The sequence below is a fragment of the Pseudomonas sp. R2-60-08W genome (assembly GCF_003852335.1).
Classification (GTDB): domain Bacteria; phylum Pseudomonadota; class Gammaproteobacteria; order Pseudomonadales; family Pseudomonadaceae; genus Aquipseudomonas.
The window spans coordinates 1,419,685-1,437,797 of record NZ_CP027731.1 but is presented as its reverse complement, the minus strand read 5'-3'; the positions used below and the strand labels follow the sequence as shown (position 1 = coordinate 1,437,797).

The window sequence follows — 18,113 nt, the reverse complement described above, 5'->3', positions numbered from 1 at the left end:
TAAATTTTCAGTGGTTCGGATCGGCCGCTATCATACCCCGCTAATTAATCCCGCGCAGAACGGAGTACCACAATGACCGCGTTTAGCCTCGCTTACACCCTGCATGTATTGGCCGCCCTGATCTGGGTCGGCGGTATGTTTTTCGCCTGGATGATCCTGCGCCCCGCCGCCATGGCGGCCCTTGAGGGCCCTGCCCGGCTGAAGCTGTGGGCAAATGTGTTTCAACGTTTTTTTGTATGGGTGTGGGTGGCGGTACTGATTTTGCCGATCAGCGGCGTCGGCCTGCTGCACCTGCGCTTCAACGGCTTTGAAACCGCACCGCGTTATGTGCAAGTGATGATGGGCTTGTACCTGGTGATGACGGCGCTGTTTATTCGCATCCAGGCGTTGAAGTTTCCGGCGTTGAAGGCGGCGGTGGCGGCTGAGGACTGGCCGGCGGGCGCGGCGGCGCTGGGGCAGATTCGCAAACTAGTGGGCGTTAACTTGATTGTGGGGTTGGTGGTGGTGGCGATTGCTTCGGCTCGGCCAATGTTCTAAGCACAGCGCCAAGCTTCAAGCCTGAAGCTGCAAGCTTTGAACTTGCAGCTGTAAACTTGAAGCTTGAAGCTACGGCGCTTCAGAGCCGTTGAATGGTCACAGACCCCGCAGGCCCAGCCGGCCCCGGCTGCCCTTCCAACCCAGGCCGGCCTTTGTCGCCGCCATCGGCGCGGTACACCAGGCAGCCCTTGGACTGCCCGCCCTTGCCAGGTTTGCCCGCTACACCGGCCAAACCACCGGCGCCGCCGTCCACCAAGACCTTGATCTTGTCGCCTGGGAAATCCTGAGCCAGCTCAATACGCACCGCCGCCCCCGACGCCCCCGGCAACCCATCGCCGCCGTTATCGCCATTGAACCCGCGTCCGGCCGAACCCCAGGTGCAACCCGGGTCGACGCCATTGGCACCATCCAGGCCCGCGTACCCTTGGGCGCCGGCGCCACCACGGGCGTCCACCGACAGTTCTTCAGCCGTCAGCGAATTAATACGCAAGGTCAGGTCACGCCCGGCTTTGGCCGGTTTTTCATGAGTGCCGGGGGCGCCGCGGGAGGTGATCTGGCTGCCGTGCTCCAGTTGAGCCTGGCGCACCTGCAACTGCAGCGCGGTATTGCCGGGGACAATCGCAATGCGCGCGTCACGCCCCAGATGCAGTTCTTCCACCGCGATCTGACTGATGGTGGCTGGAATCAGCAGGGTGCCGTAGTCCGCCACGTCCAGGCGCTCCAGTTGCAACACGCTGGTGCTGCTGGGCAGGCGCATCAACGAGTTGGTTTCGACACTGACACTCTGGGCCAGGGCAACGGGGCTGACCAACAGGGCCAGCAGAAAAACCTTACGCATCATGGGGCTCCCGAGTGTTTTCAAATTTTTCTTTGGACGCACAGTAACGACTTCTGCAGGCGCTTTGCCAGTGAAGGATCAAAAAACTTCGCAACGCCAGCGGTATTGCCCTGATGCTCTAGGCCCGCACGCCCAGGCGCGCTAGTCTCTACGGTCCTGATGTGAGGATCTGCGATGACCGCTGGAATTTCTGCCCGTACGCCCCAGCAAGCGTTGGCTGCGCTGTTGGACCTGCACGCTCCCAAACGCCTGCTGCTGTTGGGCGCCAGCCACTTCCCGGCACTGGATGCGTTTAAAACAGCGCACCCCGATGTGCTCGTCAGCGTTGCGCAACCCGGGCCACTGCCTGCCGACCTGGCGGCGCAGCGTTTTGACCTGGCGCTGGTGGTCGATTGCCTTGAACACCTGCCCAAACCCCAGGGTCTGAGGTTATTGGGTGGTGTCCGTAACCTCAATGCCAGCCGCATCGCGGTGCTGGTGGACATGGATGCCTGCGCCTGGAAGGACACCGACTTTTTCTCCCTGGCGCTGCAAGCCGGTGAGCGTTTCCAGCGTGATGAGCAGGTGCTGACGCTGTTTACCTACGATCTGCTTGACTATAAACAAGTGCCGGACTGGCTCAACGCCCGCTTCTGGGCCAATCCGGAAAATTTTGGAAAGTATTGGTGGTAACACGATGAGTACATCCATTTGCCCCTGCGGCAGTGGCAATCTGCTGGACGCCTGCTGCGGCCATTACCACGCCGGCCACCCGGCGCCCTCTGCCGAGGCGCTGATGCGTTCGCGTTACAGCGCCTACGTGCTGGGCCTGGTGGACTATCTGGTGAGCACCACCCTGCCGGCGCAACAAGCGGGCCTCGATCGCAACGCGATTGCCGCCTGGAGCGCTCAAAGCACCTGGCTCGGCCTTGAGGTGGAAAGCTCAGAGGTGTTCGGTGGCCAGCCGGAGCACGCCTTCGTCACGTTCACGGCGCGCTGGCACGACAGTGCTGGTGAACACAGCCACCGTGAACGCTCTTCTTTCGTACAGAACGAGGGGCACTGGTACTTCATCGATCCGACGGTGGAGGTGAAGGCCGGGCGTAATGATGTATGTTTGTGTGGCAGCGGACAGAAATTCAAGAAGTGCTGTTCCAGCTACTTTTAACGACCTGACAGGGATAACGCCAATGCTTCGCACCTTCAGCTTGATGCTGGCGTTAACCTTGGGCCTGACCGGCTGCGCCTCGTGGTTCGAAGACGATTCGCCGCCGCCCCACGTCTCCCTGGTGAATGTCGAAGTGGTGCGGGCCAAGCTGCTGGAACAGAAGTTCAAGCTCTACTTTCGCGTGGACAACCGCGACGACGCTGACCTGACCGTGCGTGGCCTGATCTACAAGGTCACCCTTGGCGATCTGGTGCTGACCGAAGGTGAGTCCAACGAATGGCTGACCGTGCCGCCGCGCAGTCATAAATTCTTCCGGGTGTCGGTGCGCACCAACCTGTGGCCACGCATACGCGATGTAGTGCAGATGCTGAAGAATCCCGACCGCCCCGTGCCCTATCGCCTGGAAGGCGAGCTGAAAACCGGATTATTCATCGGTAATGACGTGCAGGTGGCCCACAATGGCGAGATAATCCCCGGCGATTTTATTCCGGAGCGACATCGATGACTCAGCAACCCCATGTCCATGGTCCTGACTGCAACCACGATCATGCTCACGATCATGGTCACGATCACCATGATCACGACCACGGCCATGTCCACGGCCCGAACTGCGGCCACGCTCACCAGGAGCCGGTGCGCAACGCCTTGAAAGATGTTGGTCGCAACGACCCTTGCCCCTGCGGCAGCGAGAAAAAATTCAAGAAGTGCCACGGCGCTTAAGCTACCCAATATCCAATGTGGGAGGGGGCTTGCTCCCGATAGCGGTCATCCAGTCGATGCCTATGTCGACTGATACACCGCTATCGGGAGCAAGCCCCCTCCCACATTGATTTGCGCATAAGCCTGAGTACTCACGTAATTACAAAACTCCCGCTTGCGTCGTTTCGCCGCGCTCACTAACGTAGCGCCTTTAATGACGCTACCCCCCGCAGGAGCTTTGCCATGGCCTCGCCAGCCCTTACACATTTTCTTCCCCGGTTCGGCGTTGCCGCGGCAGTGGCCAGTGCGTTAAGCCTGGCCGGCTGCCAGCTCCAGAGCACCCAGGACACCCTGCCCCCCATGGCCGGCGTACAGCCGATCAAGGGCTTGGCGCAAAACGTGTCGATACGCCGTAATGCCCAAGGCATGCCGCTGATTGAAAGCAACACCTTCCACGACGCGCTGTTCAGCCTCGGTTATGTGCACGCCAGCGACCGGATCACCCAGATGGTCACCCTGCGGCTACTGGCCCAAGGCCGTCTGGCGGAAATGTCCGGCCCTGAGGTACTCGATGTCGACCGTTTCATGCGCGCGGTCAACCTCAAAAAGAGCGCCGGCGAGCTGTACAACGCCTCATCGCCACGGCTCAAGCGGTTCTTTGAAGTCTACGCACGAGGCGTTAACGCCTACCTATTCCGCTACCGCGACAAGCTGCCGACAGACCTGGCCCAGACCGGCTACAAGCCTGAGTACTGGAAACCGGAAGATTCGGCGCTGCTGTTCTGCCTGCTGAATTTCAGCGAGTCGAGCAACCTGCAGGAAGAAATTTCGTCGCTGGTGCTGGCGCAGAAAGTCGGTGTCGACAAGCTCGCCTGGCTTATTCCAAGCGCGCCGGACGAGGCGATCCCGCTGGCCGAAGCCGATAAGTTCAAGGGCGTGAACCTGAGCCAGATCACCGGCCTCGCCGGGTTGGACACGGTCAGCCAGCAACTCAACAGCCTCAATGCCCTGGGCGTGACCACGTCCAGCAACTGGGCCATCGGGCCGCAACGCAGCCGCAGCGGCAAAAGCCTGCTGGCCAACGACCTCGCCGCCCAGCCGCAAGCGCCGTCACCTTGGAGCTATGTGCAGATCCGTGCCCCGAAATATCAGGCGGCCGGCGCGTCGATTGCCGGCCTGCCGACCCTGCTGTCGGGCTTCAACGGCAAGGTCGCGTGGAGCATGAGCGCGGTCAAGGGTGATACCCAGGACCTGTTCCTGGAGAAGGTCAAACGCCAGGGCAACGCGTTGTACTACGAGAACAACGGAAAATGGCTACCGGCCGGTGTGCGTAACGAGACCTTCTTCATCAAAGGTCAACGCTCGATTCGCGAAGTGGTGTACGAAACCCGCCACGGCGCCTTGCTCAACAGCAGCCAGGCCCTCACCAGTGGTTATGGCCTGGCCCTGCAAACCGCCGACTTGAAGGACGACAAGAGCCTGGATGCGTTCTTCGACCTGTCCCGCGCGCAAAACGCCGGTAAGGCCTCGGACGCGACCCGAGAAATTCGCGCCATTGCGTTGAACATGATCTTCGCCGACGCCAGCAACATCGGCTGGCAAGTCACCGGCCGCTTCCCCAACCGCCGCGAAGGCGAAGGCCTGCTGCCCTCGCCTGGCTGGGATACGCGCTTTGACTGGGACGGTTACGCCGACGCCATGCTGCATCCCTATGACCAGGACCCGGCGCAAGGCTGGATCGGCACCGCCAACCAGCGCACCGCACCGCGTGGCTATGGCATGCAGCTGTCCAATTCCTGGGATGCGCCGGAGCGCAGCGAGCGCCTGGCGCAACTGGCCAATGCTGGCAAGCATGACAGCCGCAGTCTGATCGCCATGCAATACGACCAGACCACCCTCTTTGCCGCCAAACTCAAAGGCATGTTCCAGGCGCCGGGCATGGCTCAGCCGCTGAAACAGGCAATCGATGCGCTGCCTGCGGCCGAACAGGCCAAGGCGCGCGAAGCACTGGGCCGCCTGATGACCTTCGATGGTCGCCTTGCGCCAACGTCCGCCGACGCGGCGCTCTACGAGCTGTTCCTGCAAGAGAGCGCCAGACAGATCTTCCTCGACAAACTCGGTCCGGAGCAGAGCGCCAGCTGGAAAGCCTTTGTCAGCAACGCCAGCCTGTCCTACTCAGCCACCGCAGACCATTTGCTGGGCCGTGAAGACAGCCCGCTGTGGGATGACACGCGCACGCCGCACAAAGAAGACAAGCCGGCGATCCTCGCACGCACTCTGGCCGCCACGATCAGCACCGGCGACAGCTTGCTGGGCGCTGATCACAAGGCCTGGCAATGGGGCAAGCTGCACACCACCACCTGGAAAACCACCAGCGGCCAGGTGATCCGTGGCCCGTTGGCCAGTGGTGGCGACCACAACACCCTGAACCCGGCACCGTACCGCTGGGGGCAGGACTTCAACGCGGCCCAGACGTCGGCGTTGCGCATGATTGTCGACTTCGGCCAGCCGGAACCGATGATGGGCCAGGGCGGCACCGGCCAGTCCGGCAACCCGGCCAGCCCGAACTATGCCAACGGCATCGACCCGTCGCTCAAGGCGCAATACCTGAGTTTCCCGATGCAGCCGCAGAACTTTGACAAGGTGTATGGCAAGACCAGGTTGACCCTGACACCTGGCAAGTAACCCGGCGCTCTGATCGTTCCCACGCTCTGCGTGGGAATGCCTTTTGCGACGCTCCGCGTCGCGCGAACCGAGCTAAGTTTCAGCTACCGTGCACAGGTGACGCAGAGCGTCACGGGTTGCATTCCCACGCTGGAGCGTGGGAACGATCCTTGAAAGCGATAGATCAGCCACTACATCAGTGGCTGACACCCTGCCATCGGGAGCAAGCCCCCTCCCACATTTGGACCCCATGCATTCAGATAGAACTTCTCCCACCGTCATATCCTCCTAAATGATAAGCCCACCTCCTCGGTCACCCCATGGACCTTGTCATTGCCCGACCCGAAGGCCTCTATTGTCCCGCCGGGGATTTCTACATCGACCCCTGGCGCCCGGTGGAACGCTCCGTCATCACCCATGCCCACGGCGACCACGCCCGCACCGGCAATCAACATTACCTGGCCGCCGCCCCCGGCGAAGGCATCCTGCGTTCGCGCCTGGGCCAGGACATCAACCTGCAAACCCTGGCCTACGGCGAACAGTTGGTGCACCACGGTGTGACGTTGAGTTTTCATCCGGCCGGGCATGTGTTGGGCTCAGCCCAGGTGCGCCTGGAATACCAGGGCGAAGTCTGGGTCGCGTCCGGCGACTACAAGGTCGAACCCGACGGCACGTGCGCGCCGTTCGAACCGGTGCGCTGCCACACCTTTATTACCGAATCAACCTTTGGCCTGCCGATCTACCGCTGGCAGCCGCAGGCGCAGATTTTTGCCGGCATTAATGACTGGTGGCAGGCCAATATCGCCGCCGGCAAAGCCAGCGTGCTGTTCTGCTATTCCTTCGGCAAGGCCCAGCGCATTCTGCATGGCATCGATGCCAGCATCGGCCCGATCCTCAGCCATGGCGCCGTCGAGCCGTTGAACCGGGTGTACCGCGAAGCCGGGGTGTACATTCCGGAAACGCTGTACGCCGGCGACTTCAAAAAAAACGACCCGCTGCTGCGCCAGGCCTTGATCATCGCCCCGCCCTCCACCAGCGGCAGCACTTGGATACGCCGCTTTGGCGATTACAGCGACGCGTTCGCCAGCGGCTGGATGCGCCTGCGCGGGACTCGGCGGCGGCGCGGGGTCGACCGTGGCTTTGTGCTGTCGGACCACGCCGATTGGCCCGGACTGTTGTGGGCCATCGAACAGACCGGCGCCGAACGGGTGATGGTCACCCACGGCTCGGTCGGCGTACTGGTGCGCCATCTGCGCGAAAAAGGCCTGGATGCCCAGGGTTTCAGCACCGAATATGGCGATGACGAAGAGGAGGCCAGCGCATGAAAGCCTTCGCCGAGCTGTACGCTAACCTCGACGCGACGACCTCCAGCAACGCCAAGCTCGCGGCGCTGCAAGACTACTTTCAGCAGGCACCGCCGGAGGATGCGGCATGGGCGGTGTACTTCCTCTCCGGCGGGCGGCCGCGGCAACTGGTACCGACCCGTCTGCTGAGGGATATGGCGACCCAAGCGGCGAGCATCGAGCCGTGGTTGTTCGAAGAGAGTTACCAGTCCGTCGGCGACCTGGCCGAGACGATTTCCCTGCTGCTACCCGAATCGACCTACACCTCCGAAGACGGCCTGGCGGTGTGGCTGGAAGAAAAACTGCTGCCGCTGCGCGGCCTTGCGCCTGCTGAACTGGCCGAACGCCTGCCTGCGCTGTGGGCGCAGCTGGATCAACCGAGCCTGATGGTGTGCATCAAGTTGATCACCGGCAGCTTTCGCGTGGGCGTGTCCAAGCTGCTGGTGACCCGCGCGCTTGCCGCCATGGCCGGGCTCGACAGCAAGCGCGTGGCGCAACGGCTGGTGGGCTACACCGATTTGTCCAATCGCCCTACGGCTGGGGGCTACCTCAAGTTGATCGCTGCCGAATCGGCCGACGAACATGCGCAACGTGGCGGTCAGCCCTATCCGTTTTTTCTCGCCCATGGCTTGGCGCAACCAGTGGAGCAGTTCGATGCCCTGCTCGGCTCCCCCGCCGACTGGCAGGTGGAATGGAAGTTTGATGGCATACGCGCGCAACTGGTCAAGCGTGAGGGGCGTCTGTGGGTGTGGTCGCGCGGCGAAGAGCTGGTGACCGAGCGTTTCCCCGAGCTGCACAGCCTGGTCAGTGGCTTGCCGGATGGCACGGTGATCGACGGTGAGATCTTGGTCTGGAAGGACGCGGTGCAACCCTTCGCCCTACTGCAGCAGCGCATCGGCCGCAAAACCCTGAGTAAAAAGGTACTGGAGGATGCGCCGGTGGCGGTGCTTGCCTATGACCTGCTGGAGTTTCAAGGCGACGACTGGCGCAACCACACTCTGGCTGAACGGCGTGCGCAGCTCGAAAGCGTGATCGCAGCGTGTAACCAACCGGTGTTATTGCCCTCGCCGCTGCTTGAGGGGCCAACCTGGCAGGCGTTGGCCGAGCAGCGCGAAGCCTCCCGCAGCCTGGGTGTGGAAGGCATGATGCTCAAGGACCGCAAAGGCCTCTACGGCGTGGGCCGCACCAAGGATATGGGCCTGTGGTGGAAGTGGAAGGTCGACCCGTTCAGCGTCGACGCGGTGTTGATCTACGCTCAGCGCGGCCACGGTCGGCGCGCCAGCCTGTACAGCGATTACACCTTCGCGGTGTGGGACGGCCCGCCGGGCAGCGAGCGCACCCTGGTGCCGTTCGCCAAGGCCTATTCCGGGCTGACTGACGAAGAAATGCGCAAGGTCGACGCGATTGTGCGCAAAACCACGGTGGAAAAATTCGGCCCGGTCAGCAGCGTTACGCCGAGCATGGTGTTTGAGTTGGGTTTCGAAGGCATCGCCCTGTCCAAGCGGCATAAAAGCGGAATTGCGGTGCGGTTCCCACGGATGTTGCGTTGGCGCCAGGACAAACCGGTGGAGGAAGCCGACAATCTCGCGACGCTGCAGGACTTACTGGCCTGACCCAGTTCAAATGTGGGAGGGAGCTTGCTCCCGATAGCAGTGGGTCAGACGCAGATGCTGTGACTGACACACCGCCATCGGGGGCAAGCCCCCTCCCACATTTGGATTTCCGTTCGATCCTAAATGGTGCACTACTCTATCAGTGCCCGCTAATGGGCATTTCCTACGCTCAGAAATCCCTCATCCCACCTTTTAAAACGATCATTCGGAACTATGGTGCAGAAATTGCTACTTGGGATCCGTCTGACACCGTTCAGTAACAGTCCTAAATGCGCCACAAGCGCTTATCTTGGTTTCCAGGGAATACATAATGAAAAAAGCATTGCTGACCCTTTCTGCACTGGCTCTGTGCATGGCTGCAGGTGTTGCAACCGCCAAGGAATACAAGGAATTGCGTTTCGGTGTCGATCCCTCCTACGCGCCATTCGAATCCAAAGCCGCCGACGGCAGCCTGGTGGGCTTCGACATCGACCTGGGCAATGCGATTTGTGCAGAGCTGAAGGTCAAATGCAAATGGGTTGAAAGCGATTTCGACGGCATGATTCCCGGCCTGAAAGCCAACAAGTTCGACGGTGTGATTTCGTCCATGACCGTGACCCCGGTACGTGAGAAGGCGATCGACTTCTCCAACGAGCTGTTCTCGGGGCCAACTTCGCTGGTGTTCAAGAAAGGCGCCGGGTACTCGACGCCGGAGTCGCTCAAGGGCAAAACCGTGGGCTACGAGCAAGGCACCATCCAGGAAGCCTACGCCAAGGCTGTGCTGGACAAAGCCGGCGTGACCACCAAGGCCTACGCCAACCAGGATCAGGTATATGCGGACCTGACGTCCGGCCGTCTCGATGCCTCAGTGCAGGATATGCTGCAGGCTGAACTGGGTTTTCTGAAGTCCCCAGCCGGTGCTGGATACGAAGTCAGCGCAGCAATCGATGACCCGCTGCTGCCGTCGAAAACCGCGATCGGTATCAAAAAAGGTAACACTGAGCTCAAGGCTCTTTTGGATAAAGGTATCAAAGCGTTACACGATGATGGCACCTACGCCACTATTCAGAAGAAACACTTTGGCGATCTGAACCTGTACAGCGGCAAATAATGCCTGGGGCGCCCCTTTTTTGAAGGGGCGCTTTTTTATCGCCATAGGTCCTGATTTATGTTCGAAGATCTGTTGCAAACCCTCGGGCTGAGCGCGTTCAGCTTGAAGGGTTTCGGCCCGCTGCTGCTGCAAGGCACCTGGATGACCCTTAAATTGTCGGTGCTGTCCCTGGCGGTCAGCGTGTTGCTGGGCCTGCTCGGTGCCAGCGCGAAACTGTCCAGCCTGCCCTTCCTGCGTATCCCCGCCCAGCTCTACACCACCTTGATTCGCGGCGTACCCGACCTGGTGTTGATGCTGCTGATTTTCTACAGCCTGCAAACCTGGCTGACCGGCCTGACCGACGTTATGGAATGGGAGTACATCGAGATAGACCCATTCAGCGCCGGGGTCATCACCCTGGGTTTTATCTACGGTGCCTATTTCACCGAGACTTTTCGCGGCGCGATTCTCGCCGTGCCCCGCGGCCAGCTGGAAGCGGCCACCGCCTATGGGCTCAAGCGCGGGCAACGGTTTCGCTACGTGACCTTCCCGCAGATGATGCGCTTTGCCCTGCCGGGCATCGGCAATAACTGGATGGTGATGCTCAAGGCCACCGCCCTGGTGTCGATCATCGGCCTGGCCGACCTGGTGAAAGCCGCCCAGGATGCCGGCAAGAGCACCTACCAACTGTTCTACTTCCTGGTACTCGCCGCGCTGATCTACCTGTTGATCACCAGCGCGTCCAACTTCGTCCTGCGCCGTCTCGAACGTCGCTACGCCGCAGGCTCACGGGAGGCCGTGCGATGATCGAGCTTTTGCAGGAATACTGGCGCCCCTTCCTTTATAGCGACGGCCAGCACATCACCGGCCTGGCCATGACTATGTGGCTGCTCAGCGCGGCACTGGTGATCGGGTTTGTGGTGTCGATTCCGCTGTCTATCGCCCGTGTCTCGCGCAGGCGCCTGGTGCGCTGGCCGGTGCAGTTCTACACCTACCTGTTTCGCGGCACGCCGCTCTATATCCAGTTGTTGATTTGCTACACCGGCATCTACAGCATCGCCGCCGTGCGTGCGCAACCGGTGCTCGATGCGTTCTTTCGCGATGCGATGAACTGCACGGTCCTGGCCTTCGCCCTCAACACCTGCGCCTACACCACGGAAATTTTCGCCGGGGCAATCCGCAGCATGGCCCACGGCGAAGTCGAAGCGGCCAAGGCCTACGGGCTGAGCGGTTGGAAGTTGTATGCCTATGTGATCATGCCGTCGGCGCTGCGCCGTTCGTTGCCTTACTACAGCAACGAGGTGATCCTGATGCTGCATTCGACCACCGTGGCGTTCACCGCCACCATCCCGGACATCCTCAAAGTCGCCAGGGACGCCAACTCGGCCACCTTCATGACCTTTCAATCGTTCGGCATCGCCGCCTTGATCTACCTGGCCGTGACCTTCGCTCTGGTCGGCCTGTTCCGATTGGCCGAACGCCGCTGGCTGGCCTTCCTCGGGCCGAGCCATTAAGGAGCTTTCATGCGTCATCAGCAACATGATCTGATTGCGCCGGTGCCTGGCACAGCGCGGCAGATTCACAGTTTCCATTTCGGCCCGGAACAGGCCGACCGCAAGATTTACATCCAATCGTCCCTGCATGCCGATGAACTGCCGGGCATGCTGGTGGCCTGGCACCTGAAGGCGCGCCTGGCCCAATTGGCTGCCGCCGGGCGCTTACGCAGCGAAATCGTCCTGGTGCCGGTCGCCAATCCGGTGGGGCTGGAACAGGTGCTGATGGACATCCCTCTGGGCCGCTACGAGCTGGAAAGCGGGCAGAATTTCAATCGCCTGTTCGTCGACCTCAGCGACGCAGTCGGTGATCAGGTTGAAGACTCGCTGAGCGATGACCCCCAGCACAACGCCCGATTGATCCGCGCCGCGTTATCCGACGCCCTCGCCAGGCAAACCGCGTCGACGCAATTGCAATCCCAACGCCTGGTGCTGCAACGCCTGGCGTGCGATGCCGACATGGTGCTGGACCTGCATTGCGATTTCGAAGCCGTGGCGCACCTCTACACCACGCCTGAGGCCTGGCCACAGGTGGAACCGTTGGCGCGTTACCTGGGCTCGGAGGCCAACCTGCTGGCCACCGACTCCGGCGGGCAGTCCTTTGATGAATGTTTCACCCTGGTGTGGTGGCAGTTGCGGCAACGCTTCGGCGCGCGCTTCCCGATCCCCCTGGGCAGCTTTTCCGTGACCGTCGAGTTGCGCGGCCAAGGCGACGTCAACCACGGCCTCGCGGCCCTGGACTGCCAGGCGATCATCGACTACCTGATTCACTTCGGTGCGATTGAAGGCGACGCGACGCCCCTGCCCGCGCTGCCCTACCCGGCCACGCCATTGGCGGGTGTGGAGCCGGTGACCACACCCGTGGGCGGCTTGCTGGTGTTCAGTGCCTTGCCGGGGGAATACCTGGAAGCCGGGCAACTGATCGCAGAAATCATCGACCCCATCACTGACCGCGTAACGCCCGTGCACTGCCAACATGCCGGCCTGCTTTATGCCCGCTCGCTACGCCGCATGGCCACTGCCGGGATGGTGATCAGCCATGTCGCCGGCACTGAGGCCTACCGTAGCGGCTACTTACTTTCGCCTTGAGGATGCACGCCCCATGTACAAATTGACCGTTGAAGGCCTGCATAAAAGCTATGGCGACAATGAAGTGCTCAAAGGTGTCTCGCTCAAGGCCAGGACCGGTGACGTGATCAGCCTGATCGGCGCCAGCGGCTCGGGCAAGAGCACCTTCCTGCGCTGCATCAACTTCCTGGAAACGCCCAACGACGGCGCCATGACCCTGGACGGACAAACCATCCGCATGGTCAGCGACCGCCACGGCATGCGCGTGGCCGACGATGCCGAGTTGCAGCGCTTGCGCACGCGGCTGGCGATGGTCTTCCAGCACTTCAACCTGTGGAGCCATATGAGCGTGCTGGAAAACATCACCATGGCCCCGCGCCGGGTGCTGGGGTGCAGCAAGAAAGACGCCGAAGACCGCGCCCGGCGCTACCTGGACAAAGTCGGCCTACCCGCGCGGGTGGCCGATCAATACCCGGCGTTCCTGTCCGGCGGCCAGCAGCAACGGGTAGCGATTGCCCGCGCGCTGGCGATGGAGCCCGAGGTGATGCTGTTCGACGAACCCACCTCGGCACTGGACCCGGAGTTGGTCGGTGAAGTATTGAAGGTCATCCAGGGCCTGGCTGAGGAAGGCCGCACCATGATCATGGTGACCCACGAAATGAGCTTTGCGCGCAAGGTTTCCAGCCAGGTGCTGTTCCTGCACCAAGGCCGGGTGGAAGAGCAAGGTGCGCCGGCGGACGTGCTGGGCAATCCGAAGAGCGAGCGCCTGCAGCAGTTTTTGAGCGGCAACTTGAAGTAAACCTTTGTGACGCCTGGAGGGTCTGTGCAATAGAGCCTCCAGAGCGTCAGCTGCCGCATGGCAAAACCCGTCGAATTCGCAAAACAATGGTTTGCCACCCGTGGCTGGCGTGCGTTCGCATTCCAGAAAGAAGTGTGGAAGGCCGTCAAGGACGGTCAATCCGGCTTGCTGCATGCCAATACCGGCGCGGGTAAAACCTACGCGCTGTGGTTCGCCGCCCTCAATCGTTTCGCCATCACGCGCCCGCCCGCAACCGGCAAGCGCAAGGCGCCGGCCGAACCACTGACCGTATTGTGGATCACACCTATGCGCGCCTTGGCCGCCGACACCGCACGCGCGCTTGAGGCGCCGCTGGCGGCCTTGCAGATCCCCTGGAGCGTTGGCCTGCGCACGGGCGACACCAGCAGCGGCGAACGCGCCCGTCAGACCCGCCGCCAGCCCACAGCGCTGATTACCACCCCGGAAAGCCTGACGCTGATGCTTGCGCGCGCCGACAGTGAGGTCAGCCTGGCGCATTTGCGCATGGTGGTGGTGGACGAATGGCATGAACTGATCGGCAATAAGCGCGGTGTGCAACTGCAACTGGCATTGGCACGGCTGCGACGCTGGCATCCCGACTTGCTGGTCTGGGGCATTTCCGCGACCTTGGGTAATCAGGCCCACGCACTGGATGTATTGGTCCCACAGGGTGGCGGCGTCAACGTGCAGGGGCAATCGCCCAAACAGTTGCTGGTTGACACACTGCTGCCGCCCATCGCCGAACGCTTTCCCTGGGCCGGCCATATCGGTTTGAAAATGCTCCCGCAAGTGGTGGCCGAAGTGGACGCCAGTAGCAGTTGCCTGGTGTTCACCAATACCCGGGCGCAGTCGGAAATCTGGTACCAGGCGCTGCTGGAGGCCAGGCCGGAGTGGGCCGGCCTGATTGCGCTGCATCACGGTTCGCTGTCGCGCGAGACCCGGGACTGGGTGGAACGTGCGCTCAAAGACGGCCAACTCAAGGCGGTGGTGTGCACCTCCAGCCTGGACCTGGGCGTGGATTTCCTGCCGGTGGAGCGGGTGTTGCAGATCGGCTCGGCCAAAGGTGTGGCGCGCCTGATGCAACGTGCCGGCCGCTCGGGGCATGCACCGGGGCGGCCATCACGGGTGACCCTGGTGCCGACCCACAGCCTGGAGCTGGTGGAAGCCGCCGCCGCAAAGGATGCGATTGCCCAGCGACGCATCGAAGCCCGCGAATCGCCCCACAAACCCTTGGATGTGCTGGTGCAACATCTGGTCAGCATGGCCCTGGGCGGCGGGTTTACTCCGGATGCGCTGCTGGCGGAGGTCCGCGGGGCCTGGGCCTACCGCGATCTTACCGACGCCGATTGGACCTGGGCCCTGGCCTTTGTGCGCCATGGCGGACTGTCGCTCACCGCTTACCCGGATTACCGCCGCGTAGAACCCGACGAACAGGGCATCTGGCGCGTTCCCGATGCCCGACTGGCGCGCCGCCATCGCATGAGCGTGGGCACCATTGTCAGCGATGCGAGTATGCACCTGAAGTACTGGAGCAAGGGCGGTGGCGGCAAAAACCTCGGCAGTGTCGAGGAAGGTTTTATTGCGCGACTCAAGCCGGGCGACGGCTTTCTGTTCGCCGGACGCCTGCTCGAGTTGGTGCGCGTGGAAAACATGACCGCCTATGTTCGCCGCAGCACCGCGAAAAAAGCCGCCGTGCCGCGCTGGAATGGCGGGCGCATGCCGCTTTCCAACGAGCTGGCGCAGGCGGTGATCGAGCGCTTCGACGCGGCGGCCCAGGGGCGCTTCGACGGCCCGGAGATGCAGGCGGTGCAGCCATTGCTGCTGACACAACTGCGTTGGTCCGGCCTGCCGACCCGTGATCACTTGCTGGCGGAGTTTCTCAAGTCGCGCGAAGGCTGGCACCTGTTTCTCTACCCCTTCGCCGGGCGTCAGGTGCATCTGGGGCTGGCGAGTCTGCTGGCGTGGCGAGTCAGCCGGCAGCAACCCGTGACCTTTTCCATTGCAGTCAATGATTATGGGTTGGAATTGCTGAGCGCCACCGAGGTGCACTGGCCCGACGTGTTGACCGAGGCGCTGCTCAGCCCACAGGATTTGCTCACGGACGTGGCAGCCAGCCTTAACGCCGGTGAACTGGCGTTGCGGCGTTTTCGCGAAATCGCACGCATCGCCGGGCTGGTGTTCGCCGGTTACCCCGGCGCGCCGAAAAGCACCCGGCAGGTGCAGGCCTCCAGTGGCCTGTTCTTCGAAGTGTTCAAACAATATGATCCGCACAATCTGCTGCTGACCCAGGCAGGGGAAGAAGTCCTGCGCAACGAACTGGACATTCAGCGCCTGGAAGAGACATTGCTTCGCTTGTCGGCACTGCAACTGGACCTGCATATGATCCAGCGGCCAACCCCCCTGGCCTTTCCGCTGCTGGTGGAGCGAATGCGCGAAAGCCTGAGTTCTGAAAAACTCTCGGAGCGCATTGCGCGGATGGTCAAGGACCTGGAAAAAGTCGCGGACAGAGGGAACGCTTGATGGTGTGTTCGGTAACGCTTGAGGGTGAGCAATTGTGGCTGCTGGCGGACAAGGCGGTGTACTGGCCGGCGCGCCAATACCTGCTGATCGCCGATGCTCACTTCGGCAAGGCCTCGGCCTACCGCAGCCTCGGGCAACCCGTGCCCCAGGGCACTACGAGCGAAAACCTGCAGCGCCTGGATCGGTTGCTGGCGGCCTTTGCCTGCGCTCGGGTGATCTTCCTCGGAGATTTCCTCCACGGCCCAGGCTCCCACGCCAGCGGCACCCTGGGCGCACTCAGGGCCTGGCGAGCGCGCCACGCCGAGTTGCCGATCACGTTGATTCGCGGCAATCACGATCAACGCGCAGGCGATCCGCCTGCCGATCTGAACATCGAGGTAGTGACGGAGCCACTATTGATAGGGCCATTCGCGCTACAGCACGAACCGGACACCCACCCCAGCCATCATGTGCTGGCGGGGCATGTCCATCCGGTGTATCGCTTGCGCGGCAAGGGCCGGCAGAGCCTGCGCCTGCCGTGCTTCCAGATTGGCAAACGCGTCAGCCTGCTGCCGGCGTTTGGCGCCTTTACCGGCGGTTACGCCGTGGAGCTGGACGATGAGCGCCGAATCTTTGTGATCGGCGATCATGAGGTCTGGCCGGTTCAGTGACGCACAGGCGTGCGTGCTGGGTCAGGCAACAGGTGCGGGAGGCGGCTCATCCGGCAGGGTTGGCTCACCCGGTTCGGTAGGCTGCGGATAGTCCGGTTCAGGTTGGCCGGGGATGCCGCCCGCATAAGCAGGGTCGGCCATCAAGGACCAGGCCAGAACACCAATCTGGTTGGGTTCAAGCCGGGCAAGTTCTGCGCTGATTCGCGGGTTGATCTTCATAGGGCACTCCTCAAGCGTGGCTCGACGCGTTTCACACGCGCCGAGGCAGTACACCTAGATAGAGTCACTTTCCGCAGACTAATTCCCTTGGAGCGTAGGAGCTTTCGATCAAGCGCGTGGGAGCGTGACGCCACGCTGGCCCTGATACTTGCCGGCACGGTCCTTATAGGACACTTCGCACGCCTCGTCGGACTGCAGGAACAGCATCTGTGCCACGCCTTCATTGGCGTAGATTTTCGCCGGCAAGGTGGTGGTGTTGGAGAACTCCAGGGTCACATGGCCTTCCCACTCGGGTTCCAGCGGGGTTACGTTGACGATGATGCCGCAACGGGCGTAGGTGCTTTTACCCAGGCAGATGGTCAATACGTCACGCGGGATACGGAAGAACTCCACGGTGCGGGCCAGGGCGAAGGAGTTTGGCGGGATGATGCAGACATCGCTCTTGACGTCGACGAAGCTTTTTTCGTCGAAGTTCTTCGGATCGACGATCGCCGAGTTGATATTGGTGAACACCTTGAATTCATCGGCGCAACGCACGTCGTAGCCATAGCTGGAAACGCCGTAGGAAATCACGCGCGCGTCGCCTTCGCCACGAATCTGGCGCTCGACGAACGGTTCGATCATGCCGTGTTCCTGCGCCATGCGGCGAATCCACTTGTCCGATTTGATGCTCATGGCGGTGTCCTGAATGCGAGGTGAAAAAATTCTGTGGGGCATCTTACCGGGGCCGGCTGTGGGGTTCAAAGGGCGCAGGACTTTTAATGACGAATGCACCCGCCTCCATTACCCGCAGCCAACGGGGCCGGGGCTCTTGGCGCGACTTTCGGCGACGATAAATACCACCGCCAGTCACGAAAATAGAGAAACCTTCGGAAATACCATTGGCACGTTCCGGAAAAAGGGTTAAGGTGGCGTCACTGTGTTGCTTGTGTCACTGAGAATCTCTACACGATATGTTGAATTTCGATCCAACCATCTCCAAGAATTTTTCCTGCTCTTTGCACTCAGTCTCGGCCAGGGCTTTTCCTGAGTCGCAGTTAACTTTGTTCAAGGAGTTACACCATGTCTAATCGCCAAACTGGTACCGTTAAGTGGTTCAACGATGAAAAAGGCTTCGGCTTCATCACTCCACAATCCGGTGACGACCTGTTCGTTCACTTCAAAGCTATCCAATCCGACGGCTTCAAAAGCCTGAAAGAAGGCCAACAGGTTTCTTTCATCGCTACCCGCGGTCAGAAAGGCATGCAAGCTGAAGAAGTTCAAGTTATCTAACTTGTACTGATTTAGTCGAAAAGACCCCGCCCTCAAAAGCGGGGTTTTTTTATGCCGATCGTTCCCACGCTCTGCGTGGAAATGACTCTTGTGACGCTCTGCGT

At 61.4% G+C, this 18,113-nt stretch carries 19 protein-coding genes; 16 read left to right on the top strand and 3 right to left on the bottom strand.

Annotation, left to right across the window (positions count from 1 at the left end; genetic code table 11):
• Positions 1-72: 72 nt before the first annotated feature.
• The gene (locus C4J90_RS06455) at positions 73-537 is read left to right on the top strand and encodes a CopD family protein (RefSeq protein WP_124419442.1); all 465 of its coding nucleotides are present in this window, start codon (positions 73-75) and stop codon (positions 535-537) included.
• 79 nt (positions 538-616) lie between these two features.
• On the opposite strand, the gene C4J90_RS06450 is transcribed toward C4J90_RS06455, so the two are convergent.
• Entirely contained in the window at positions 617-1,375 is a 759-nt protein-coding gene (locus C4J90_RS06450; RefSeq protein WP_124361641.1) for a collagen-like protein, read from the bottom strand.
• A gap of 174 nt (positions 1,376-1,549) precedes the next feature.
• On the opposite strand from C4J90_RS06450, the gene C4J90_RS06445 reads away from it, so the two are divergent.
• From C4J90_RS06445 to pdeM, 14 genes are all read left to right on the top strand, one after another.
• Complete coding sequence (locus tag C4J90_RS06445) at positions 1,550-2,047, top strand: DUF6231 family protein (RefSeq protein WP_124419441.1); 498 nt, start codon at positions 1,550-1,552, stop codon at positions 2,045-2,047.
• Between the two features lie 4 nt (positions 2,048-2,051).
• Entirely contained in the window at positions 2,052-2,522 is a 471-nt protein-coding gene (locus C4J90_RS06440; RefSeq protein ID WP_124361639.1) for a YchJ family protein, read from the top strand.
• Positions 2,523-2,544: 22 nt separating this feature from the next.
• Positions 2,545-3,027, top strand: coding sequence for an LEA type 2 family protein (locus tag C4J90_RS06435; RefSeq protein ID WP_124361638.1), 483 nt, complete (start codon positions 2,545-2,547; stop codon positions 3,025-3,027).
• Positions 3,024-3,242 carry an SEC-C metal-binding domain-containing protein gene (locus C4J90_RS06430; RefSeq protein ID WP_124369900.1) on the top strand — a complete coding sequence of 73 codons (219 nt, stop codon included), beginning with the start codon at positions 3,024-3,026 and terminating at the stop codon, positions 3,240-3,242. The genes C4J90_RS06435 and C4J90_RS06430 overlap by 4 nt, the downstream gene beginning before the upstream one ends.
• 222 nt (positions 3,243-3,464) lie before the next feature.
• A complete protein-coding gene (locus C4J90_RS06425; RefSeq protein ID WP_124419440.1) occupies positions 3,465-5,906 on the top strand; it encodes a penicillin acylase family protein in 2,442 nt (813 codons plus the stop codon).
• A gap of 299 nt (positions 5,907-6,205) precedes the next feature.
• Complete coding sequence (locus C4J90_RS06420; RefSeq protein ID WP_124366136.1) at positions 6,206-7,210, top strand: ligase-associated DNA damage response exonuclease; 1,005 nt, start codon at positions 6,206-6,208, stop codon at positions 7,208-7,210.
• Positions 7,207-8,841, top strand: coding sequence for an ATP-dependent DNA ligase (locus tag C4J90_RS06415; RefSeq protein ID WP_124419439.1), 1,635 nt, complete (start codon positions 7,207-7,209; stop codon positions 8,839-8,841). The genes C4J90_RS06420 and C4J90_RS06415 overlap by 4 nt, the downstream gene beginning before the upstream one ends.
• A gap of 310 nt (positions 8,842-9,151) precedes the next feature.
• Positions 9,152-9,931, top strand: coding sequence for a transporter substrate-binding domain-containing protein (locus C4J90_RS06410; RefSeq protein WP_122683522.1), 780 nt, complete (start codon positions 9,152-9,154; stop codon positions 9,929-9,931).
• Positions 9,932-9,988: 57 nt separating this feature from the next.
• Complete coding sequence (locus C4J90_RS06405; protein WP_124369896.1) at positions 9,989-10,717, top strand: ABC transporter permease; 729 nt, start codon at positions 9,989-9,991, stop codon at positions 10,715-10,717.
• Positions 10,714-11,424, top strand: a complete 711-nt coding sequence (locus C4J90_RS06400) for an ABC transporter permease (protein ID WP_124419438.1) — start codon at positions 10,714-10,716, stop codon at positions 11,422-11,424. The genes C4J90_RS06405 and C4J90_RS06400 overlap by 4 nt, the downstream gene beginning before the upstream one ends.
• Before the next feature lie 9 nt (positions 11,425-11,433).
• Positions 11,434-12,552: a succinylglutamate desuccinylase/aspartoacylase family protein gene (locus C4J90_RS06395; RefSeq protein ID WP_124419437.1), complete on the top strand. Its 1,119-nt coding sequence runs from the start codon at positions 11,434-11,436 to the stop codon at positions 12,550-12,552.
• A 13-nt stretch (positions 12,553-12,565) separates the two neighbouring features.
• Positions 12,566-13,330: an ABC transporter ATP-binding protein gene (locus C4J90_RS06390; RefSeq protein WP_065951958.1), complete on the top strand. Its 765-nt coding sequence runs from the start codon at positions 12,566-12,568 to the stop codon at positions 13,328-13,330.
• A gap of 57 nt (positions 13,331-13,387) precedes the next feature.
• Positions 13,388-15,868, top strand: coding sequence for a ligase-associated DNA damage response DEXH box helicase (locus C4J90_RS06385; RefSeq protein ID WP_124419436.1), 2,481 nt, complete (start codon positions 13,388-13,390; stop codon positions 15,866-15,868).
• Entirely contained in the window at positions 15,868-16,518 is a 651-nt protein-coding gene (gene pdeM, locus C4J90_RS06380) for a ligase-associated DNA damage response endonuclease PdeM (protein WP_124419435.1), read from the top strand. Before C4J90_RS06385 ends, pdeM begins: the two co-directional genes overlap by 1 nt.
• Before the next feature lie 21 nt (positions 16,519-16,539).
• On the opposite strand, the gene C4J90_RS06375 is transcribed toward pdeM, so the two are convergent.
• Positions 16,540-16,737, bottom strand: coding sequence for a hypothetical protein (locus C4J90_RS06375; protein WP_065886112.1), 198 nt, complete (start codon positions 16,735-16,737; stop codon positions 16,540-16,542).
• A 108-nt stretch (positions 16,738-16,845) separates the two neighbouring features.
• Positions 16,846-17,412, bottom strand: a complete 567-nt coding sequence (dcd, locus tag C4J90_RS06370) for a dCTP deaminase (RefSeq protein ID WP_048719838.1) — start codon at positions 17,410-17,412, stop codon at positions 16,846-16,848.
• Between the two features lie 387 nt (positions 17,413-17,799).
• On the opposite strand from dcd, the gene C4J90_RS06365 reads away from it, so the two are divergent.
• Positions 17,800-18,009 carry a cold-shock protein gene (locus C4J90_RS06365; protein WP_002554837.1) on the top strand — a complete coding sequence of 70 codons (210 nt, stop codon included), beginning with the start codon at positions 17,800-17,802 and terminating at the stop codon, positions 18,007-18,009.
• The last annotated feature ends 104 nt before the right edge of the window (positions 18,010-18,113 follow it).